At 71.6% G+C, this 20,516-nt stretch carries 19 protein-coding genes; 4 read left to right on the forward strand and 15 right to left on the reverse strand.

Features of this window, described 5'->3' with window-relative positions:
- Positions 1 to 13 precede the first annotated feature (13 nt).
- The 6 genes from alr to glmS form a co-directional block, all read right to left on the reverse strand.
- Positions 14 to 1,180: an alanine racemase gene (alr, locus tag MAA44156_RS18955; RefSeq protein WP_196770386.1), complete on the reverse strand. Its 1,167-nt coding sequence runs from the start codon at positions 1,178 to 1,180 to the stop codon at positions 14 to 16.
- A 110-nt stretch (positions 1,181 to 1,290) separates the two neighbouring features.
- On the reverse strand, positions 1,291 to 2,670 hold the full coding sequence (gad, locus tag MAA44156_RS18960) for a glutamate decarboxylase (protein WP_009978914.1): 1,380 nt from the start codon (positions 2,668 to 2,670) through the stop codon (positions 1,291 to 1,293).
- 22 nt (positions 2,671 to 2,692) lie between these two features.
- Positions 2,693 to 4,114 carry an NAD(P)H-hydrate dehydratase gene (locus MAA44156_RS18965; protein ID WP_009978915.1) on the reverse strand — a complete coding sequence of 474 codons (1,422 nt, stop codon included), beginning with the start codon at positions 4,112 to 4,114 and terminating at the stop codon, positions 2,693 to 2,695.
- A 63-nt stretch (positions 4,115 to 4,177) separates the two neighbouring features.
- On the reverse strand, positions 4,178 to 4,909 hold the full coding sequence (locus MAA44156_RS18970; RefSeq protein WP_023862258.1) for a rhomboid-like protein: 732 nt from the start codon (positions 4,907 to 4,909) through the stop codon (positions 4,178 to 4,180).
- A gap of 66 nt (positions 4,910 to 4,975) precedes the next feature.
- Entirely contained in the window at positions 4,976 to 5,875 is a 900-nt protein-coding gene (locus MAA44156_RS18975; protein ID WP_029248602.1) for a DUF4436 domain-containing protein, read from the reverse strand.
- Positions 5,876 to 5,990: 115 nt separating this feature from the next.
- Positions 5,991 to 7,865, reverse strand: coding sequence for a glutamine--fructose-6-phosphate transaminase (isomerizing) (glmS, locus tag MAA44156_RS18980; RefSeq protein WP_003879511.1), 1,875 nt, complete (start codon positions 7,863 to 7,865; stop codon positions 5,991 to 5,993).
- Positions 7,866 to 7,878: 13 nt separating this feature from the next.
- On the opposite strand from glmS, the gene MAA44156_RS18985 reads away from it, so the two are divergent.
- The 4 genes from MAA44156_RS18985 (at position 7,879) to MAA44156_RS19000 (ending at position 10,437) form a co-directional block, all read left to right on the forward strand.
- Complete coding sequence (locus MAA44156_RS18985; protein ID WP_155763145.1) at positions 7,879 to 8,181, forward strand: hypothetical protein; 303 nt, start codon at positions 7,879 to 7,881, stop codon at positions 8,179 to 8,181.
- Positions 8,182 to 8,280: 99 nt separating this feature from the next.
- The gene (locus tag MAA44156_RS18990) at positions 8,281 to 8,475 is read left to right on the forward strand and encodes an Rv1535 family protein (protein WP_009978920.1); all 195 of its coding nucleotides are present in this window, start codon (positions 8,281 to 8,283) and stop codon (positions 8,473 to 8,475) included.
- Positions 8,476 to 8,531: 56 nt separating this feature from the next.
- A complete protein-coding gene (locus MAA44156_RS18995; RefSeq protein WP_009978921.1) occupies positions 8,532 to 9,371 on the forward strand; it encodes a dienelactone hydrolase family protein in 840 nt (279 codons plus the stop codon).
- Positions 9,372 to 9,396: 25 nt separating this feature from the next.
- Positions 9,397 to 10,437 carry an LLM class F420-dependent oxidoreductase gene (locus MAA44156_RS19000; RefSeq protein WP_009978922.1) on the forward strand — a complete coding sequence of 347 codons (1,041 nt, stop codon included), beginning with the start codon at positions 9,397 to 9,399 and terminating at the stop codon, positions 10,435 to 10,437.
- 4 nt (positions 10,438 to 10,441) lie between these two features.
- Here MAA44156_RS19000 and MAA44156_RS19005 read toward each other — a convergent pair whose 3' ends face one another.
- The 9 genes from MAA44156_RS19005 to eccCb form a co-directional block, all read right to left on the reverse strand.
- A complete protein-coding gene (locus MAA44156_RS19005) occupies positions 10,442 to 11,902 on the reverse strand; it encodes a hypothetical protein (RefSeq protein ID WP_121035716.1) in 1,461 nt (486 codons plus the stop codon).
- Positions 11,903 to 11,905: 3 nt separating this feature from the next.
- On the reverse strand, positions 11,906 to 12,235 hold the full coding sequence (locus tag MAA44156_RS19010) for a hypothetical protein (RefSeq protein WP_003873428.1): 330 nt from the start codon (positions 12,233 to 12,235) through the stop codon (positions 11,906 to 11,908).
- A gap of 48 nt (positions 12,236 to 12,283) precedes the next feature.
- Positions 12,284 to 13,618, reverse strand: coding sequence for a phosphoglucosamine mutase (glmM, locus tag MAA44156_RS19015; RefSeq protein WP_009978928.1), 1,335 nt, complete (start codon positions 13,616 to 13,618; stop codon positions 12,284 to 12,286).
- A gap of 162 nt (positions 13,619 to 13,780) precedes the next feature.
- The gene (gene rpsI, locus MAA44156_RS19020) at positions 13,781 to 14,281 is read right to left on the reverse strand and encodes a 30S ribosomal protein S9 (protein ID WP_009978929.1); all 501 of its coding nucleotides are present in this window, start codon (positions 14,279 to 14,281) and stop codon (positions 13,781 to 13,783) included.
- On the reverse strand, positions 14,278 to 14,721 hold the full coding sequence (gene rplM / locus MAA44156_RS19025) for a 50S ribosomal protein L13 (RefSeq protein WP_003873431.1): 444 nt from the start codon (positions 14,719 to 14,721) through the stop codon (positions 14,278 to 14,280). Before rplM ends, rpsI begins: the two co-directional genes overlap by 4 nt.
- A gap of 222 nt (positions 14,722 to 14,943) precedes the next feature.
- On the reverse strand, positions 14,944 to 15,240 hold the full coding sequence (locus MAA44156_RS19030) for a WXG100 family type VII secretion target (protein WP_009978932.1): 297 nt from the start codon (positions 15,238 to 15,240) through the stop codon (positions 14,944 to 14,946).
- Between the two features lie 15 nt (positions 15,241 to 15,255).
- The gene (locus tag MAA44156_RS19035; RefSeq protein WP_009978933.1) at positions 15,256 to 15,573 is read right to left on the reverse strand and encodes a WXG100 family type VII secretion target; all 318 of its coding nucleotides are present in this window, start codon (positions 15,571 to 15,573) and stop codon (positions 15,256 to 15,258) included.
- 47 nt (positions 15,574 to 15,620) lie between these two features.
- Entirely contained in the window at positions 15,621 to 16,838 is a 1,218-nt protein-coding gene (locus MAA44156_RS19040) for a type VII secretion-associated protein (RefSeq protein ID WP_029248603.1), read from the reverse strand.
- Positions 16,835 to 20,428, reverse strand: coding sequence for a type VII secretion protein EccCb (gene eccCb / locus MAA44156_RS19045; protein ID WP_009978936.1), 3,594 nt, complete (start codon positions 20,426 to 20,428; stop codon positions 16,835 to 16,837). The genes MAA44156_RS19040 and eccCb overlap by 4 nt, the downstream gene beginning before the upstream one ends.
- Positions 20,429 to 20,516: the final 88 nt, after the last annotated feature.

The following is a 20,516-nucleotide window of genomic DNA, read 5'->3' on the forward strand; positions in this document are numbered from 1 at the left end:
CTTGCGGGTTCGGTCAGGACTCAACGGTGTGCGCCTCGCGGTAGGTCCTGGTGATCCGCCCGCGGGGGCTGGTCACCACTTCGTAGTGGATGGTGCCGAGCAGATCGGCCCAATCCTGGGCGGTGGGTTCACCGTTGCTGCCCGGCCCGAACAGGATCGCCTCGTCGCCCTCGGCCACGTCCGGGCGGCCCGGGCCCAGGTCGACGACGAACTGGTCCATGCAGATCCGGCCGACGCCCGGCCGCCGCCGGCCGTTGATCGACACCTGCAGCCGCCCGCCCAGCGACCGGAAGATGCCGTCGGCGTAGCCCACCGGCAGCAGCGCCAGGTTGGTGTCGCGCTGCGCCGTCCAGGTGTGTCCGTATGACACGCTTTCCCCCGCACGTATCGACTTCACCAGTGCCACAGTACATTTCACCGTCATCGCGGGCACCAGGCCCATGTCGCCCAGCTCGGGGACAGGGCTGAGGCCGTACACCGCGATACCCGGGCGCACCATGTCGAAGGCCAGGTCGGGACGCGACATGGTGGCCGACGAATTCGACAGGTGGGCCACCTCGAAGCGCACCCCCTGCGCGCGCGCCTGGGCCAGCATGTCGGTGAACCGTTGCGCCTGAACGTCATTCACCGGGTTGGCGGGTTGGTCGGCGTACACCATGTGAGACATCAGGCCGCGCGGCACGATGGCCTCCTCGGCGACGGCGCGGCGCAGCGCGGTCAGCATCGACGGGTACTGCGCCGGCGGCACGCCGTTGCGGTTCAGCCCGGTGTCGACCTTGACGGTGACCGTGGCGGTCCGGCCGGTGTCGCGCACCGCGGCCAGCAGCTCGTCGAGCTGGCGCTGCGAGGAGAGGCCGATCTGCACGCCGGCCAGCAGCGCGGGCCGGAAGTCGATGCCGGGCGGATGCAGCCAGGCCAGCACCGGCGCGCTGATCCCCGCGGCGCGCAGCGCCAGCGCCTCGTCGACGGTGGCCACGCCCAGCTCGGCGGCCCCGGCGGCCAGCGCGGCACGCGCCGTCTGCACGGCCCCGTGGCCGTAGCCGTCGGCCTTGACCACGGCCATCACCTGCGCGCCGCGGGCCTGCTCGCACAGCAGCCGCACGTTGTGCTCGATGGCGCCCAGGTCGACCAGCGCCTCGGCGAGGACGCCCGGGGTCAGGGATATCGGCGTAACGGCCACGGCGGCCATTGTCCCAGAAACGCGCGCGTGCTCTCTCACAGTGCCCAACGTGCACTCATGGCGAAAAAATCGCGGAAAACTCGCCGTGGCTGCACGCTCGGCGCAATGTCTCAGTGCGCGAAGTGCTGGGCGTCGTAGTGGCCGCCCGGCTTGACCTTGTCCAGCGAGGTCAGCGCCGAGACGGCGTCGTCGTGCAGCGCCCGGGCCAGGTCGGCCGACAGCCCCTCCCGCACCACGATGCGCAGCACCGAGACGTCGGTGGCGTTGTCGGGCATGGTGTAGGCGGGCACCTGCCAGCCGTAGGTGCGCAGCTCGTGGGAGACGTCGAACTCGGTGTAGCCGCGGTTCTTGGCCAGCCGGAAGGCGACCACCGGGATCGCCGACCCGTCCGAGATCAGCTCGCAGTGCTCGCTGACCCGCAGCTGCTCGCCCAGCCAGCGCGCCGTGCCGGACAGCGTCTGCATCACCTTGGTGTAGCCCTCGCGGCCCAGCCGCAGGAAGTTGTAGTACTGGCCGACCACCTGGTTGCCGGGGCGGGAGAAGTTCAGCGTGAAGGTCGGCATGTCGCCGCCCAGGTAGTTGACCCGGAACACCAGCTCGTCGGGCAGGTACTCCTTGCTGCGCCACACCACGAAGGCGACGCCGGGATAGGTCAGCCCGTACTTGTGCCCGCTGACGTTGATCGACACCACCCGGGGCAGCCGGAAGTCCCACTTGAGCTCGGGGTGCAGGAACGGCACCACGAACCCGCCGCTGGCGGCGTCGACGTGCACCGGGACGTCCACGCCGCCGCGCGCGGCCAGCTTGTCCAGCGCGCCGCAGATGTCGGCGACCGGTTCCAGCTCGCCGGTGTAGGTGGTGCCCAGGATGGCCACCACGCCGATGGTGTCCTCGTCGACGGCGTCGACGACCTGTTCGGGGGTGATGACGTAGCGGCCCTCCTCCATCGGCAGGTAGCGGGGCTCGACGTCGAAGTAGCGGCAGAACTTCTCCCAGACCACCTGGACGTTGGAGCCCATCACCAGGTTCGGGGTGCGCTTCTTCCAGTCCTTGGTCTTGGCGCGCCACCGCCACTTCATCGCCAGCCCGCCCAACATCACCGCCTCGCTGGACCCGATGGTGGACACCCCGCAGGCGCTGTACGGGTCGGCGTCGTTCAGACCTTCGGCGTGGAACAGGTCGGCGACCATGCACACGCAGCGCTGCTCGATGGCCGCGGTGGCCGGGTATTCGTCCTTGTCGATCATGTTCTTGTCGAACGTCTCGGCCATCAACCGCCCGGCCTCGGGGTCCATCCAGGTGGTGACGAAGGTGGCCAGGTTCAGCCGGGAGCTGCCGTCGAGCATCAGCTCGTCGTGGATGAACCGGTAGGCGGCGTCGGGATCCATCGACTCGTCGGGCATCCGCAGCGCGGGCACCGGCGCGGTGAACAGCCGGCCGGTGTAGGCCGGGGCGATGGCATGCGCGGGCAGCGAAGGATGTTGGGGCACTGGGGAATTCCTCTCTATAGGTCTACAGGGCGGCCAGGGCGGCCCGGATGTGCGGAACCATGCGCGACGAGGAGGTGGGCGCCTCGCCGGGGCCGGGGTCGGCGGCCGAAAGCGCCGCGGCGCGGGCGTGCACGAAGGCCGCGGCCGCGGCGGCCTCGCCGGCCGGTAATCCGGAGGCGAGCAGCGCGCCGATCATCCCGGACAGCACGTCGCCGGAGCCGGCGGTGGCCGCCCAGGATTGGCCGGCCGGGTTGAGGTAGACGGGGCCGCCGGGGTCGGCGATGACGGTGACATTGCCCTTCAGCAGCACGGTGACACCCAGGGTGTCGGCCAGTTTGCGGGTGGCGCCGACGCGGTCGTCGCCGGGCGGGCTGCCCGCCAGGCGGGCGAATTCCCCGGCGTGCGGGGTCAGCACCGTCGGCGCCGCCCGGTTGGCCACCAGCTCGGGGTGGGCCGCCAGCATGGTCAGCCCGTCGGCGTCGACGATCACCGGCAGGTCGGTTTCCAGGGCGAACCACAGCGCGGCGGCCCCGGCGTCGTCGGTGCCCAGCCCCGGGCCGACCACCCAGGACTGCACCCGCCCGGCCGACGCCGGGGTGGGCGACGCGATCACCTCGGGCCAGTGCGCGAGCACCTCCCGGTGGGCGCTGCCGGCGTAGCGGACCATCCCGGAGGTGGCCGCGACGGCCGCGCCGGTGCACAGCACGGCCGCGCCGGGATAGGTGGCCGAGCCGGCCATCACGCCGGTGACGCCCTGGGTGTACTTGTCGTCGTGCGGCCCGGGCACCGGCCAGCGGGCGGCCACGTCGGCGGCCTCGAACCCCAGCACGTCGGTCTGCGGCAGGTCGAGCCCGATGTCGATCAGCTTCACCCGTCCGCAGTCGCCCAGCGCGTGCACGGGTTTGAGCCCGCCGAAGGTGACGGTCAGCACCGCGTGCACGGCGGGGCCGCTTGTCGCCCCGGTCGCCGCGTCGATGCCGCTGGGGATGTCGACGGCCACCACCGGAATTCCCGCGTCCTCGACGGCGGCGAACACCTCGGCCGCGGCGGGCCGCAGCGCCCCCGAGCCGGAGATGCCCACCACCCCGTCGATGACGAGATCCGTTGTCGGCGAAACGCTTTCGACGATGCGACCACCGGCCTTTCCGAACGCGGCCAGGCCCTTGCGGTGGGCGCGCTCGGGGTTGAGCAGGATGGCGTCCGCGGCGGCGCCGCGCCGGCGCAGGAAGGTGGCCGCCCACAGCGCGTCACCGCCGTTGTCGCCGGAGCCGACGACCGCGCACACCCGCCGCCCGGCCACCCCGCCGGTGCGGGCGGTCAACTCGGCGGCGATCTCGGTGGCCAATCCGAAGGCCGCCCGGCGCATCAGGGCGCCGTCGGGCAGGCTGGCCAGCAGCGGCGCCTCGGCCGCACGGATCGCGTCCACGCTGTAGTAATGCCGCATCAGAGCCAGATTACGTGCACGTGCTTGGCGCGCGGCACCTTTCGTTACCGGTCGGAGTCGTCGTTACCGGCCGGAGTCGACGTCGGGCCGGGCCGGCGGCGCCACGCGCCGGCGCAGCATGGTGCGCAGCCGCGCCGGGCTGAGCTGCCGCCCGCCCTTGGCGCGGGTCATCGGGTAGAAGCACAGGCCGATCAGGATCGAGGTGAAATGCCCGATCGCGGTGAAGTTCAGCTCGACGCGGTCCATGGTGAGCAGCGGGAAACCGAAGATGAGGAACAGCACCCCGAGATAGCCCCACCGCCACGGCCGGGCGATGTGGAAAGTCAGCACCGCCATCACCCCGACCAGGAAGTAGCTCACCCCGATGTCGCGGGCGTGCACCAGCCGCTCCGACGCGTCGTGTTTCTCGATGGCGAAGTAGAGAATGCCCTCGCTGATGTAGGTGGCCAGGATGTGCGAGCTCAATCCCACGGTGAGCCAGCGCAGCTGACCGAGCCAGTGTTCGGCCGGCGCCAGGAACAGGGTGAACAGCAGCAGGTAGGGCTCGAAGTTCTTGCCGTCGATCCACAGCAGGCTGGAAAACAGGACGTCCAGCGGGTCCCGGCCCAGCTCGTGAATGTTGGTGGAGCGGTGCAGCAGTACCGAATGCAGCTGCCGGCCGGTGAGCTGGTTCTGGATGATGGTGGTGATCATCAGCACCAACAGCCAGCCGTAGGTCAGCGGGGCACTGATGACGAAGTGCCACACCGCCCGCGTCATGCCGCGCACTCGCCCCCGAACCGATGCCTGCCCCACGACATCAACCTTGGCATGCGTGGCATGTCATGCGTACGACTTCGGGGGCGAACACGCCGCCGCTCGTCAGCCGCCTGTCGTCGCGGGGGCCGGCTGGGCCGGCTGGGCCGGCGCGGCGGCCGGCGGCGGGTTCAAATGCCGCCACCAGCAGCCGATGTAGAGCACCATCGAGATCGCCAACGCGACCAGCACCCAGATCACCACGGTGATGTCGACCCAGCTGCCGAACGGCGGCGAACCGGGCAGCGCGTTGCGCAGCGGCACCACCGCGAACAGCATCGCCGCGTACCACGTCGTCATCGGCGGCTGGAACGGCCGCCGGTCCCGGGTGGTCTGGATCGCCACGAACAGGGCCAGGCTGGCGATCGCGATCAGCACGCCGAGGATGACGATGGCGAACGCCGCGGTGCTCATCGAGCGCCGCACGTGCAGCCGGTAGGGGCCATCGGCCTGGGGCCGGGTCGCGGTGAGCTGCCAGCCGGACAGGTGGTCGACGAAGGTGACGGGGACGTGGTCGGGGTCCCGGTCGGTGTCCGGGCCGTAGAAGATCTCGACTTCCAGCGGGCCCGAGTGGTATTGGTCGAACGGCCAGCGCTCGATCTGGCCGGCGATGGTCAGCGGGACGGCCATCAGGCCGGGCAGCATGCCCTTGGTCCAGGTGTGCCGGGACGGCATCGCCGAGGAGCGGACCCGCAGGCTCAGATCCTCCTTGAGGTGGTGGGTCTTCGGATCCAGCAGCGCCGACCCGGGATTGAAGGCCAGGTTGACGGCGAGCACGCTGTTGTTCGACTGGATGTCTTCGACGTTGATCGTCGCCGACGGCCGGTCCCCGTCCGTCGTCGGGTTGGCCTCGTCGATCCGGCGGCCGGTGCCGCTTTGCGCGTACAGCACGACCGAGCCGATGTATGCGGCCAGGACGAGCACCACCAGGCCAACGACGCCGTATCTCATGCCGGCCGATCGCATACTTCCTCCCGAACGGGCATGGGCGCCTTGCTCACTGGCGCCGAAATGCTGTCCCAGGGCAATGTAATCGATCGACCGCGGATGCGCGGCTTATCCGGGTGAAGCCGTTGCCCGGCTATTCCACCGTGACGGACTTGGCCAGGTTCCGCGGCTTGTCCACGTCGTAGCCGCGGGCCTGGGCCACCGACGCAGCGAACACCTGCAGCGGGATGGTCGACAGCAGCGGCTGCAGAAGCGTTGACACCGAGGGGATTTCGATCAGGTGATCGGCGTACGGCCGCACCGTGTCGTCGCCCTCCTCAGCGATCACGATGGTGATCGCGCCGCGGGCCTGGATTTCGCGGATGTTGGACAGCAGCTTGGCGTGCAGCACGGCCGACCCTTTGGGCGACGGCATGATGACGATGACCGGCAGGTCGTCCTCGATCAGCGCGATGGGCCCGTGCTTGAGCTCGCCGGCGGCGAATCCCTCGGCGTGCATGTAGGCCAGTTCCTTGAGTTTGAGCGCGCCTTCCAGCGCCACCGGGTAGCCGACGTGGCGGCCCAGGAACAGCACGGTCGGCGACTGGGCGAACCGCTGGGCCAGCGCGGCCACCGGTTTGATCGTCGCCAGCACCCGCGCCACCAGGTCCGGCATGGCTTCCAGCTCGTGGTATTCCCGCTCGACCTCGTCGGGGTATTTGGTGCCGCGGGCCTGCGCCAGCGCCAGGCCGACCAGGTAGTTGGCGGTGATCTGGGCCAGGAACGTCTTCGTGGAGGCGACGCCGATCTCCGGTCCGGCGCGGGTGTAGAGCACGGCGTCGCATTCGCGCGGGATCTGGCTGCCGTTGGTGTTGCAGATCGCCAGCACCTTGGCCTTCTGCTCCTTGGCGTGCCGCACCGCCTCCAGGGTGTCGGCGGTCTCGCCGGACTGCGAGATGGCGACCACCAGGGTACTGCGGTCCAAAACCGGGTCGCGGTAACGGAATTCGCTGGCCAGCTCCACTTCCACCGGCAGCCGCGTCCAGTGCTCGATCGCGTACTTGGCCAGCAGCCCGGAGTGGTAGGCGGTGCCGCAGGCCACCACGAACACCTTGTCGACCTCGCGCAGTTCCTGATCGGACAGCCGCTGCTCGTCGAGCACGATGCGGCCGTCGACGAAATGGCCGAGCAGCGTGTCGGCCACCGCGGCGGGCTGCTCGGCGATCTCCTTGAGCATGAAGTACTCGTAGCCGCCCTTCTCGGCGGCGGCCAGATCCCAGTCGATGTGGAATTCGCGGTACGCCCCGGGCCCCAGGTCGTCGTTGCCGTCGAAATCGGTGATGCGGTAGCCGTCCGCGGTGAGCACCACGGCCTGGTCCTGGCCGAGCTCGATGGCGTTGCGAGTGTGCGGGATGAACGCCGCCACGTCGGAGCCGACGAACATCTCGCCGTCGCCGATGCCGATCACCAGCGGGGTGGAGCGGCGGGCGGCGACGATGGTGCCGGGTTCGTCGGCGTTGGCGAACACCAGGGTGAAGTGGCCGTCGAGGCGGCGCAGCACGGCGAGCACCGACGCGGCGAAGTCGCCGGCCGTCGGGCCGTGCCGGTAGGCCTGCGCCACCAGGTGCACGGCGACCTCGGTGTCGGTGTCGCTGGCGAACTCCACGCCGTCGGCCTCCAGCTCGTGGCGCAGGCCGGCGTAGTTCTCGATGATGCCGTTGTGCACCACGGCGATCTTGCCGGCGGCGTCGCGGTGCGGGTGCGCGTTGCGGTCGGTCGGCCGGCCGTGGGTGGCCCACCGGGTGTGGCCCAGGCCGGTGGTGCCGGTCAGCGCCGACGGCGGCAGCTGCGCCACCGCCTCCTCGAGGTTGGCCAGCCGGCCGGCGCGGCGGCTCACCGTCAGGGTGCCGTCGCCGTTGACCAACGCGACTCCCGAGGAGTCGTAACCGCGGTACTCCATGCGGCGCAGCGCGGCCATGACGACCGCGCAGGCGGGCTGCTGCCCGACGTAGCCGACGATTCCGCACATTCTGCTCAGGGTAGTGCAGGCGCAGGGCCGGGCCGCCGGTCCGCGGGCGCCCGCCGGCGCCGCCGCGGCCGTCATGACCGTCGCGGCCGCCGGGAAAATGTTTTCACCTGATGTCTTTGTGACGTTTTCGTTCGCTTCATCGGGTTCGCGGTGCGTGTTTCTAACATTCGAGGGGAAAGCACCGTCGGCGAGTACCGAGGCAACCGGAAAGGACGAGCTGCTTGAAGCCCGCCCGATCGCGATTCCGCAGCGTGCCGGCCACGAAACCGTGGTCAACCATTCGGATTCAGGGCTTTACCGGAAATGGACTGGATAATTCCGGTTACCGAAGCCATGTCTTTTGCCGAGCCACCAATTCAGCCGGAGAAGAATTGACTTTCTCCGACCGGCCGCCGGGCGCCACGAGGAGGCAATCATGACCGCAATTCGGTGCGACGATGTGGTGACCGCCACCCGGGTGCCGGCGGCCCGGGCGGCCCGCCCGCCGCGGCCCGCGCCGGCGGACTCGGGCAACCCGTTGATGGACATGACCACCCGCCTGCTGGCCATCCCGCTGCACCAGTTGTACGCGGTGCTGTGGCGGGTGGGGATCATCGAGGTCAGGGCCTGAGCGGGGCCCGGGCCGCGTTTCCCCGGCGCCGGGATGCGATGCGCTAACGTCGACGCGTGGCCCGCATCCGCAAGCTCGTCGCAGCGCTTCACCGCCGTGGTCCGCACCGGGTTTTGCGGGGTGACCTGGCCTTTGCCGGACTGCCCGGGGTGGTGTACACGCCCGAGGAGGGACTGAATCTGCCCGGGGTGGCGTTCGGCCACGACTGGCTCACCGGCGCCGCCCGCTATGCGAACCTGCTGGAGCATCTGGCGTCGTGGGGCATCGTGGCCGCCGCCCCCGACACCCAGCGGGGGTTGGCGCCGTCGGTGCTGAACTTCGCCTTCGACCTGGGGACCGCCCTGGACATCGTGTCGGGGGTGCGGTTGGGGCCGGGCAAAATCAGCGTGCATCCGGCCAAGCTGGGGGTGGCCGGGCACGGTTTCGGCGCCTCGGCGGCGGTGTTCGCCGCGGCGGGAATGCCGGCCAAGCCCACGGCGGTGGCGGCGGTCTTTCCCAGCGTGACCAGCCCGCCGGCCGAGCAGCCGGCGGCGACGCTGCGGGTGCCGGGCGTGATCTTCACCGCGCCTGGTGACGCGAAGACGCTGAACTCCAACGCGCTGGCGCTCGCCGAGGTGTGGGACGCCGCCACGGTGCGTGTCATCAGCAAGGCCGAACCGGGTGGGCTGGTCGAGGGCCGGCGGCTGACCAAGGTGGTGGGCCTCGCCGGCGCGCACCGGCGCACCCAGCGATCGGTTCGGGCGCTGCTGACCGGATATCTGCTCTACACGTTGGGCGGCGACAAGAGGTACCGCGACTTCGCCGATCCGCACGTGCAGCTGCCCGGGACGGCGGCCCCCGATCCCGAGGCCGGCGCCGTGCCGCTGGAAGAGAAGATCGTCGCCCTGCTGAAGTGAGGTGGCGGCGTGGTAAGTGTCTTTGATGCGAATCGGCATCGCTCTTAACTATTCGGGTGACTTTCACGAGGCCGTGGACCGCGTGGTCGAACTCGAGAAGGCCGGCATCGAGGTCGCGGTGGTGGCCGAGGCGTATTCCTTCGACGCCATCAGCCAGCTGGGCTATCTGGCCGCCAAGACCCGCACCGTCGAGCTGGCGTCCGGGGTGCTGCCGCTCTACATCCGCACGCCGTCGCTGTTGGCGATGACGGCCGCGGGGCTGGATTACGTGTCCGACGGGCGATTCCGCCTGGGCATCGGCACGTCGGGCCCGCAGGTGATCGAGGGGTTCCACGGCGTCCCGTTCGACGCGCCGATCGGCCGCACCCGCGAGATCGTGGAGATCTGCCGCATGGTGTGGCGGCGCGAACGCGTGCAATACGCCGGCAGGCACTACCAGCTGCCGCTGCCCCCGGACCGCGGCACGGGCCTGGGCAAGCCGCTGCATCTGATCAATCACCCGGTGCGCGAACGGATTCCGATCAGCATTGCCGCGCTGGGGCCCAAGAATGTGGAGCTCACCGCAGAGATCGCCGAGGGTTGGCAGCCGGTTTTCTATCTTCCGGACAAGGCCGGGTCCATCTGGGGTGAGGCGTTGGCGGCCGGTGCCGCCAAGCGTGATCCGGCGCTGGGGCCACTCGATGTGATGGTGCACGCGTCGCTGGCGATCGGCGACGACGTCGACCAGCGGCTGGCCTGGGTCAAGCCGCAGCTGGCTCTCTACATCGGCGGGATGGGCGCCAAAGGCCGCAATTTCTACCACAATCTGGCCACCCGGTACGGGTTCGGCGAGGTCGCGGACCGGATCCAGGAGCTGTACCTGTCCGGCCGCAAACAGCAGGCCATCGACCTGGTGCCCGACGAGCTGGTGCGGGGCATGTCGCTGGTGGGCCCGCGCGGATACGTCGCCGAACGGATGGCCGCGTTCGCCGAGTCCGGGGTGACGACGCTGTTGTTGAGCCCGCTGGCCGCCGACCGGGACGAGGCCCTGGGCTTCGTCGAGCAGGCGCTGCAGTTGCGGCCGTGACCGGTCACTGTCCGGCCTGCGGAAGCTGGTCTGCGGCAATCTGACACGGCGTCGATCCCGGCTCCGGCGTGGGCTGGGCCGCGGCAGGGGCCGGGCCCGGGTCGGCCGGCGGCTCGGCCGGCGGCGGCGCGCCCGGTGGCGGCGCGGCCGGCGGTGTGGCCGGTGGCGTGGCCTCGACGGGTTGGGCCGGCTCACCGGTCGGCGCGGCCTCGCCGCTCGGAGCGGGCTCGCCGTTCGGTTCGGCCTCGCCGGCGGGCGCGGGGCGATCCGGCGCGCCGGGTTCGTCGGCGGCCGTCTCGTCAGCGTCATCGCCGGCGTCCTTGGCGTCGGCGGGGTCATCGGCGTGAAAAGGATCGCCGTGAAAAGCGTTGTCGTCCAAGGGATCCTGGCCGCCGAACGGGTCCGCTCCGTCCAGGCCGTCGCCCACCGACCCGAGCAGACCACCCATCGCGTCGACGATCTTTCCGGCCAGCCCGAGCAGACCCCCACCCCAGCCGAGCCCACTTCCGAGTCCGCCGCCCATCCCACTTTCGGCGAGCCCACCGAGGTCACCCGCGGGCATCCCGGCGACGTCGCCGAGCGCGGCGCCCCAGTCCGCGGCTGGGGCGGCCGCGGGGGTTGGGGCGGCCGCGGGAAGCGTTGCGGCCGCAGCGGGTTCGGACACGGCGGCCGGCAGCGTCGGCGCGGCATCCGGCAGCGTCGGCGCGGCATCCAACGGCGGCATGGGCGCGGCAACCAGCGGCCGGGTGGCCGGCACCGGGACCAATCCCGACCCGAGATCACCGGGGAACTCGAACCGCGCCGCGGGCGCGGCGGCCATCCTGTCGACCACCATGGCGTAGGACGTCTGCACCCCGTCGGTGGCCGAGCGCATCGCCGTCAGCCACTCGTTGCGAATATCGTTGTCCACGTAGGGGATAACCTGCTGACGGATGACATTGTGGGCGTCATCGCGGTCCGGCTGTCCCGCTGTCACCGCGGCAGCGGCGGCCAGCCATTCCGGCCGCTGCGCGCGGGTGCGGTCATCCACGGCGATGGCCGTCGCCGCCTTGGCGTCGATGAGATACCACAGGTTGTCGCGCAGCGACTCACACCGCTGCGCGGCGGCGCGCAGCTCGGTGGCGAGCGCCTCCGCGGTGTCGCAGTGCCGCTGCAGCAGCTGCACCGCCGCCTCGCCGCCCGCACCCGTCCACGCCACGGCCAGCTCGGCCACCTGGGCGCGCTGCAGCCGCAGCGCCTCGGCTGCCACCACGCCCGCCGCCCGCAGCTCGGCGCAGTCGCGGTCGAGCGCGCGCAGGTCGAGACCGTCCTCGCCCGCATACCATTCGCGGACCTGCGCGGGATGCGCCGTCAGGTCGGGATGTTGGTAGCCCAGCGCATGGCAGGCCTGCACGTAGGTCTGGGTGTGCTCGACGCCGGCCCGGCCCTCGGCGAGGCGCCCGGCGACGTCCAACCGGTCGGCCATGAGCTACGCGATCCGCGCCGCGGCGTACAGCTCGGCGTCGGCGTAGCGCTCGGCGCTGGACCGCAGCGCGGCGGCGATCTCACCGGACGCCCGCGACCATTGCGACACCTGCCCGGCCAGCCGCTGCAACTCGACGTGCAGAGCGTCGCCGCGCTCGGTGTGCGCCCGCCCGGCGACCGCGCCGCCGAACGCCAGCCGGGCCAGGTGATCGGTCACCGCGCGGTCGAGGAATTCGGCCGCCACGGCGAATTGGTTGGCCACCCGCTGCGCGGCGGCCACGTCGATCTGGGTACGGGCAACGGCGCCGGGCCGTGTTGCCCCAAGGGATTTCATGCCTAATCCGACGCCCGCGGGCGCGTCGGGGTTCCGTTCGGGTGCGCCTCAGCCCGCGGCGCTGACCGCCTCGGCGACCCGGGTGGCGAGTCGCTGCGCGATGTCTTTCTCGGGTGCTTCCACCATGACGCGGATCATCGGCTCGGTTCCGCTCGGGCGCAACAGGATTCGGCCGGTGTCGCCCAGTTCGGCCGCGGCCTGGCCGACGGCGGTCTGCACCGACGGTGCGGTGGCGGCGGTGGCCTTGTCGGCGACCGTCACGTTGATCAGCACCTGGGGCAGCGTCTGCATCGCCGACGCCAGATCGGACAGCGGCGAGCCGGTCTGCGCCATGCGCGTCATCAACCGCAGCCCGGTGACGATGCCGTCGCCGGTCGAGCCCAGCGCGGGCATCACGATGTGCCCGGACTGCTCACCGCCCAGGCTGTAGTCACCGGCGCGCAGCTCCTCGACCACGTAGCGGTCGCCGACACCGGTGGTGCGCACCGTGATTCCGGCCGACCGCATCGCCAGGTGCAGTCCCAGGTTGCTCATCACGGTGGTCACCAACGTGTCGGACGCCAGCTCGCCGGCCTCACGCATCGCCAGCGCGAGCACCACCATGATGTGGTCGCCGTCGACCAGGTTGCCGTCGGCGTCGACGGCCAGGCAGCGGTCGGCGTCCCCGTCGTGCGCCAGGCCCAGGTCGGCGCGGTGGGCGACGACGGCGGCGCGCAGCGAATCCAGATGCGTCGACCCGCAGTTGTCGTTGATGTTGAGCCCGTTGGGGTCGGCGTTGATCGCGATCACCCGCGCGCCGGCCGCGCGGTAGGCGCGCGGGGCCACGGCGGAGGCCGCGCCGTGCGCGCAGTCGACCACCACGGTCAGCCCGTCCAGGCGCAGCGTGCTGGCCTTGCTCAGGTGGCGCAGGTAGCGGTCGGCGGCGTCCTCGGCGTCGATCACCCGGCCGATGCCCGCGCCGACCGGCCGCGACCCGGCGTCCCCGACCAGGGCTTCGATCCGGTCCTCGGTGCCGTCGTCGAGCTTGTGGCCGCCGGGGCCGAAGATCTTGATGCCGTTGTCGGGCATCGGGTTGTGCGACGCGGAGATCATCACCCCGAAGTCGGCGTCGTAGGCGCCGGTCAGGTAGGCCACCGCGGGGGTGGGCAGCACCCCCACCCGCAGTGCGTCGACGCCTTGACTGGTCAGCCCGGCGATCACCGCGGCCTCCAGCATCTCGCCGCTGGCGCGTGGATCGCGGCCGATCACCGCGACCCGCCGGCCCGGCGCGGACCCGCTGGCCAGCTGCCGCGCCGCCGCGGCGCCCAGCGCCAGCGCCAGCTCAGCGGTCAACTCGCGATTGGCGACCCCGCGCACGCCGTCGGTGCCGAATAGTCGACCCATGCGGACAAACCTCTCACAGTTGACGGGCTAGCACCTAACGTGCCCGTTTCCTTGTGGCCGAAACTGTGGCCGAAACGGGGTGCGTCCGGGCGCAGACACGCCGCAACCGGCCACAACTTGTCCATCGACGATGCCAAGTTGTGGCCGGAAAGCGACCGCTGATCAGCGCTTGCTGTACTGAGGCGCCTTGCGGGCCTTCTTCAGCCCGTACTTCTTGCGCTCGGTGGCGCGCGGGTCCCGGGTCAGGAAGCCGGCCTTCTTCAGCGCGGGCCGGTCGTCCGGCGAGGCCAGGATCAGCGCCCGGGCGATGCCCAGCCGCAGCGCACCGGCCTGCCCCGAGGGGCCGCCGCCGTGCAGGTGGGCGTAGATGTCGAAGCTGTCCACCCGGTCCACGGTGACCAGCGGGGCCTTGATCAGCTGCTGGTGCACCTTGTTGGGGAAGTAGCCCTCCAGGGTGCGGCCGTTGAGGTTGAACTTGCCGGTGCCCGGCACCAGCCGCACCCGCACCACGGCCTCCTTGCGGCGGCCGACGGTCTGGATGGGCCGCTCGAACACGTAGGACTCCGCCGGGACGGCCTCGACCGGGGCCTCGGTCACCTCGGCGGCTGCGGTCTCGGCGTCCGGGTTGTCCGGGTTCTCCAGGGCCTCGGTCGTTTCGGTCACTGGGCCACCTGCTTGATCTCGTACGGAATGGGCTGCTGGGCGGTGTGCGGGTGCTCCGGTCCGGCGTAGACGCGGAGCTTGCGCTGGATCTGGCGGCTCAGCTTGTTCTTGGGCAGCATGCCGACGATCGCGTCCGCCACGACCCGGTCCGGGTGCTTTTGCATCAGCTCGCCGATGGTGCGGCTGCGCAGACCGCCGGGGTACCCCGAGTGGCGGTAAGCCAGCTTCTTGTCCAGCTTCTGGCCGCTGAAGGCGACCTTGTCGGCGTTGACGACGATGACGAAGTCACCGCCGTCGACGTTGGGGGCGAACGTCGGCTTGTGCTTGCCGCGCAGCAGGTTGGCTGCCGCGACGGCAAGACGGCCAAGCACCACGTCCGTGGCGTCGATGACGTACCACGACCTGGTGGTGTCACCCGCCTTTGGCGCGTAAGTGGGCACAGCGCTTACCTTCTCTTCTCGAGGTGGATCCCGGGTCGAGCCGGGTGCCGATCAGGCGTTTGCGGTGGGGTGAGATCTCGGCGACCGACATTGACCCGAGGCCCCGGCGTACCGCACGCCAACCGAGCAGCTTACCGACGGGTGTCCCCGCAGGTCAAAACGGCTGTGTGGTCCCGACGGCTCTCCTCCGCCGGGACCACACAGACGTTGACGGGCGCGCCGCTAGCGCGCCCAGACCCCGGCCGCCCGACGGTCGGCGTCGGCCACCTCCTCCGCGCCGTCGCGGACCGCGTCGCCGAGCTGGACCAAGATCTCGTTGAGCGCCGTCGCCGACCGGTGCCATTTCAGCTGCTCGACCTGGTAGGCGGTGGCGGCCTCGCTGGTCCACAGCTGCTGCAGCGGGGCGATTCGCGCTCTCAGCTCGTCCAGCGCGGCGTTGAAGCGGGCCGAGGTGGTGTGGATCTCCTGGCGCACCGAGTGTTCGATTTCGCCGAAGTTGTAGGACAGCGTCGGGTCCACGGAATCCTCTCCCCCTTACAGGTTGCCGCCGGCGGCGGCGATGTGGTCTGCATGGTTTTGCCCGGCCTCCTGCAGGGTGGCCGCGTTGTGCCGGATGGTCTCGGCGATGGCGTGCAGCGCGTGGTAGAGCCGCACCGACTCGGCGTTCCAGCGGTCGATCACCTCTTTGAAGCGGGCGGCCGCGAGCCCACCCCATGCCGCGGGCGGCACGCCGCTCATCCGTCCGATGAAGGCCTGCAGCATCGCCCTGATCTCCTCGTTGCGGGCGTCGGTGGTGCCCGCCACCGAGCGCATCAGGTCGAAGTCGGTGCTCACTGTGTTGGATGTGGCCATACCTGATTCGACCCCCAGGGCGCTCGATCGGTTCCGCGGAATTTTCGTCATCCGATCGCGTGGGCGGATCGCACCGCCAGCTCGCAGGCCTCCCGGACGGCGTGCTCGGCGCCGGGCCGGCTCTGGCATCCGATGCTGATCCGCACCGGGCCGTCCAGCAGCACCGTCCAACGCACCTGGTGGGCGGGGCGGATCTCGCGGTAGGTCACCGCGGGGCGGCCGACGCTGGTTGCGGTCGGGTCGAAGTCGACGAACACCCCGGCGGGTGCGGCGTCGATCGCCTGTTTCAACCGTCGCGCGGTGTCGCCGAGCGTCTCACCGACGACCGGCGACTGGGTGATGTGCAGGGCCACTTCGGGATCCGTCGGCGAGGTGACCTGCACCCGCGCCGAACCCGGTCCGCCGACCAGCCGTTGCGTCGGCCAATCGTTGGGCACCGACAGCGCCACCCGCCCTTCGACCAGGGACGCCCCGGGCATGGGCCGGGCCCGATCCGGCGCGGCCGTGATGGCGAGCGGGGCCGCCGCGGCGGCGATGACGGCGGCCGCGCCGAGCCCGCTCAGTAGGCGCGGCCGCGATCGGGCGGGCGCCGCCGCGCTGCGGTCGGGGCCCGCGGGGGCGTCGTCACCGTCCGACGCCGAGCACGCCAGCCGGGCCAGCCGAATGTCGTTGATGTGCACCATCTCTGCGCGGATCCGCCCGCGCAGCGCGTCGGCGATGAGCGGGCCCAGCTCGGCCGCCCCGGCGATCGGGTCCGGGAGGTCGATCAGCACGACCGCCGGCGCCAGGCTCGCGACGGCACGGGCGACGCCGTCGGCCACCGATCGCGGCGGGGCGGTGCGCGGGACGGCCGTGACGCTCGCGGGTGCAGGCTTGCAGATGGCCACCACCCGCTCGGCGACCTCGACCACGACGGTGTCCTCCGGCGCGGCGCGGGACGCGCGGGCCAGCAGCCATGACCGGGGCCGGGCGCGCGCCTCGCCGGCCAGGGTCGCGGCGGCCGCGCTCACCGTCCGCACCCGCGCCGGCGGCCACCAGGACGGATGCACGACGACCGCGCCGTCGCAAGCACAGCACGCGGACCGCAGCGCGGTTTTCCACAACGCCTCGACGGCCACCGGCCGCTCCCCCACCAGCGCGACGGGGTCGTCGATCGCGTCCAGCGCCGCCTCGATCACCTCCCGGTCCGCCGGTGTTCTTGTGCCGCAACACAATCGGCGGATGGTGGCGGGTCCGGTCTCGACCACGGCCCGGTGTGGACTCACGGTGGGCTCCAGGCCACCTGGACGAGTTCGTCGGCGCCGGCCCGTGTGGTCAGCACGCCGCGGCCCGGGGGCAGCGGCGGGGCGGCAGCGAACGGCGCCGCCTCGCTCATCGTCAGTGACATGCAGCCGAGGTCACGCAGGCCCGCCAGCAGCGGCTCGAACATCGCCCGCTCGGCGCCGCCGCTGCGCCGCGCGATGATCAGGTGCAAACCCAATTCGCTTGCGTACGGCAGGAATTCGACGAGCGGCGCCAGCAGGTTGCCGGACGGCGAGGCCACCAGGTCGTAGTCGTCGACCACGACGTAGACGTCCGGCCCGCTCCACCACGACCCTGCCCGCAGCTGGGCCTGGCTGGCGTCGGGAGGCGGCATCCGGCCGCTCAGCAGGTCGAGCAGGCCGGGCAACAGCGCGGTCAGCGCGGCCGGCGACATGGCGTATCCGCGCAGCTGTTCGGACTCGACGATGCCGAGCAGCGCCCGCCGGAAGTCGACGATCACCAGCTGGGCTTGCGCGGCGGTGTTGGTCCGGACGAGTTCGCGGCACAGGGTGCGCAGCGCGGCGGTCTTGCCGCAGCCGTTGGCGCCGAGGATCAGCAGGTGCGATTCCCGCGCGAAATCGATTGCCAGAGGCTGCAGTTGGCGTTCCTGCAGGCCGAGCAGCGGGCGGCCGGCGAATTCGTCGCCGGATCCGCGCCGCACGGCGTCGAGGTCCACCCGCGCCGGCAGCAGCGGTATCGCCGGCGCCACCGATTCGCCTGCGGCGACGTCGGCGACGGGTGAGGCGATCACCATGTGCAGCCCGTCGTGGGACAGGCCGCGGCCCGGGCTGTCGCGCGGCACGTGCGCGGCGGCCCTGCGGTCGATCTCGGAGTCGGCCGGGTCGCCGAGCCGCAGCTCGATGCGGGTGCCGATCTGATCGCGCAGCGCGGGTCTGATGTCGGCCCAGCGCGACGCCGACAACACCAGGTGCACACCGAACGAAAGACCTTGTCCGGCAAGGGCGATGATCGATGCCTCCAGCGTCTCGAAGTCGCGGCGCAGCACGGCCCAGCCGTCGATCACCAGAAAGACGTCGCCGAACGGATCGCTGCCGGGGCGCCGCTGCCGGTAGTCGGCGATCGAGGCGATGGCGTGCTCGCCGAAGAACGCTTCGCGGCGGCCCACCACCGCCTCGCATTCGGCGACGATCCGCCCGACGCGGCGCGGTTCGGCCCGGCCGGCGACCGCGCCGACGTGCGGCAGCGTGTGCAGCGACGACAGGGCACCGCCGCCGAAGTCCAGGCAGTAGAACTGCACGCGGGCCGGATCGTGCGTCGCCGCCAGGGCGGTGATCAGGGTGCGCAGCGCCGTCGACTTGCCCGATCGCGGTGCGCCGACGACCGCGACATTGCCTGCGGCACCGGACAGGTCGACGATCAGCGGGGTCCGGCATTGCTCGAAGGGGCGGTCGACAAGGCCGACGGGCACGGTCAGGTCCGCGGCGCCGCCCAGCAGGGTGCGCAGTTCCGGCGGCCGGCCCAGCGGGGGCAGCCACACCCGGTGCGCGGCCGGGCCGTGGCCGGCCAGCCGGTCCAGCGCCGCAGCGGAGATGCTGCGCCCGGACGGGTGGGCCGCCTCGACCGGGCGGCTGACCGGGCCGACCACCCGGGTGCCGAACACCCGCACCATTGCCGGCGGGCGCGGGGCGGTGTCCGGGCGCAGCGGCCCGGACACCAGAGCGGCCTGGAAGCGGATCGGTGCGCCGGCGCCGACCCGCAGGTAGCCGGCGCCGGGATCGGTGGGCAGGTGGTAGGCGTCGAGATTGCCCAGCACGGCGCGGGATTCGGCTTCGGACAGGGTTTTCAGGCACAGCCGGTAGGACAGGTGCGCGTCCAGTCCGCGCAGCCGGCCCTCGTCCAGGCGTTGGCTGGCCAGCAGCAGGTGGATGCCCAGCGACCGGCCGAGCCGGCCGATCGCCACGAAGGTGTCGGCGAAATCCGGTTGCTGGCTGAGCAATTCGGAGAACTCGTCGACGATCACGAACAGGGTGGGCAGCGCCGGCAGCGCGGCGGCGCTCCGGCGCGCGCGTTGGTAGGCGGCGACGCTGTCGCAGCCCGCCGTTCGCAGCGCCTCCTGGCGGCGGTTCATCTCCCCGGCCAGCGCGGCGCGCATCCGGTCCACCAGCGGAGCGTCGTCGGCGAGGTTGGTGATCACCGCGGCGACGTGCGGGGCGTTCGCGTAGTCGAGAAACGTTGCGCCGCCCTTGAAGTCGATGAGCAGCAGGTTGAGCACATCCGGCGAGTTGCGGGCCATCATGCCCAGCGCGATCGTGCGCAGGAGCTCCGACTTGCCCGAACCGGTGGCGCCGACGCACAGCCCGTGCGGGCCCATCCCGTGTTCGGCGGGCTCTTTGATGTCGAGCTCGACCGGCGTGCCGTCGGCGGCGACGCCGAGCGGAGCTCGGAGCCGGTCGCGCCCGGTTTGCCGGCCCCACAGCGTCGCCGGGTCGAAACCACTCACATCGGCCAGCCCGACCAGTCCCGGCCAGCCGCCGTCGCCATCGCCGGCGGTCACCCGCTGCCCGGCCAGCTTGCGCGCACACGTCAGGGCGTCGGCGGCGGTCATCCGGTCCGGGCGCGACGGCGACACCGTGCCGGCGGCGGTGCGGATCGTCACCGGCGCGCCGTCGTCACCCGCGCCGATCGCGATCACGGTGGCACCGGCGATCGGTGCGACGGCCCGCTCGGCGACCAGCACCAGCCGCGCCACCGGCAGGCCGGCAAGTGCCTGTTGTGCTTGCGCCGCAGTCGAATACACCATCCGCATCGGGCCCAGCGCATCGTCGTGCGTGGGATGCCGGTTGTGCGGCAGCCATTTCAGCCAATCCCAGTGCGCGCGATCGCCGTCGCCGACCACCGCCGCGATGCCCACCCGGTCGGGCGCATGCAGCACGGCGAGCTGGCAGACCACGGCGCGCAGCACAGCACGCGCGGCACCGGCATCGCCGTCGACCGTCACCGGCGAACCCTCACCCAGGTCGACGGTGACCGGGCCCGGCACCGTCGCATGGGTATGCAGGAAACGGCGCAACGCCGTCGCGGTGACCGGATCGCGAACCTCCTCGGCGGGCACGGGCGGGGCCACCACGCGACGGGCCAGCGGCAGGACACCCATCCCGACCCGCACGACGCAGAAGTCGGGGTCGGTTGGTCGGCGCCGCCACATTCGGGGGCCGCCGATCAGCGTCCACAGCGTGTCGGGATCGGGATGGTCGCGCAGTGCGGACGCGCACTGCGCCGCGGCGATCTCGGAGACGGACCGCCCGAGCTGATTCAGGTATTCCAGATACCGGCCGCGATCGGCGTCGAGTCCGCCGCCCCCGCGGCGGCTCCCGCCGATCAGCGCCGCCGCCACCGTCGAAACCAGCATCGTCGCCGGGAACGCCAGGAACGCGGGCTGGCGGGCCGCCGCGCCACCCGAGGCGAACACGACCGTCATGACGCCGATGCCGGCCACCGACAGCGCCACCGGCAGCAGCCGGGCCGGCAGGCCCGTCGACTCCGGCGCCGGCAGTTCCGGCGCAGCCTCGACAACGATGTCGGCCTGGGTCATCGCGCATCCCCTCCCGGCCGACGACGGTAGGGAGCACCGGAATCGGCGGCAACTCACCTGTGCACAGCCGAATACCGGGGCGCCGAGA

The organism is Mycobacterium avium subsp. avium, assembly GCF_009741445.1.
Lineage (GTDB): Bacteria > Actinomycetota > Actinomycetes > Mycobacteriales > Mycobacteriaceae > Mycobacterium > Mycobacterium avium.

Coding starts and splice junctions, on each gene's coding strand:
- MAA44156_RS19010 (WP_003873428.1), bottom strand. CDS start 12,235: ATGAAATCCCTTGGGGCAACACGGCCCGGCGCCGTTGCCCGTACCCAG.
- eccCb (WP_009978936.1), bottom strand. CDS start 20,428: ATGACCCAGGCCGACATCGTTGTCGAGGCTGCGCCGGAACTGCCGGCG.
- MAA44156_RS19000 (WP_009978922.1), top strand. CDS start 9,397: ATGCGAATCGGCATCGCTCTTAACTATTCGGGTGACTTTCACGAGGCC.
- MAA44156_RS18965 (WP_009978915.1), bottom strand. CDS start 4,114: ATGCGGCATTACTACAGCGTGGACGCGATCCGTGCGGCCGAGGCGCCG.
- MAA44156_RS19035 (WP_009978933.1), bottom strand. CDS start 15,573: ATGGCCACATCCAACACAGTGAGCACCGACTTCGACCTGATGCGCTCG.
- glmM (WP_009978928.1), bottom strand. CDS start 13,618: ATGGGTCGACTATTCGGCACCGACGGCGTGCGCGGGGTCGCCAATCGC.
- glmS (WP_003879511.1), bottom strand. CDS start 7,865: ATGTGCGGAATCGTCGGCTACGTCGGGCAGCAGCCCGCCTGCGCGGTC.
- MAA44156_RS19005 (WP_121035716.1), bottom strand. CDS start 11,902: ATGGCCGACCGGTTGGACGTCGCCGGGCGCCTCGCCGAGGGCCGGGCC.
- MAA44156_RS18990 (WP_009978920.1), top strand. CDS start 8,281: ATGACCGCAATTCGGTGCGACGATGTGGTGACCGCCACCCGGGTGCCG.
- MAA44156_RS18975 (WP_029248602.1), bottom strand. CDS start 5,875: ATGCGATCGGCCGGCATGAGATACGGCGTCGTTGGCCTGGTGGTGCTC.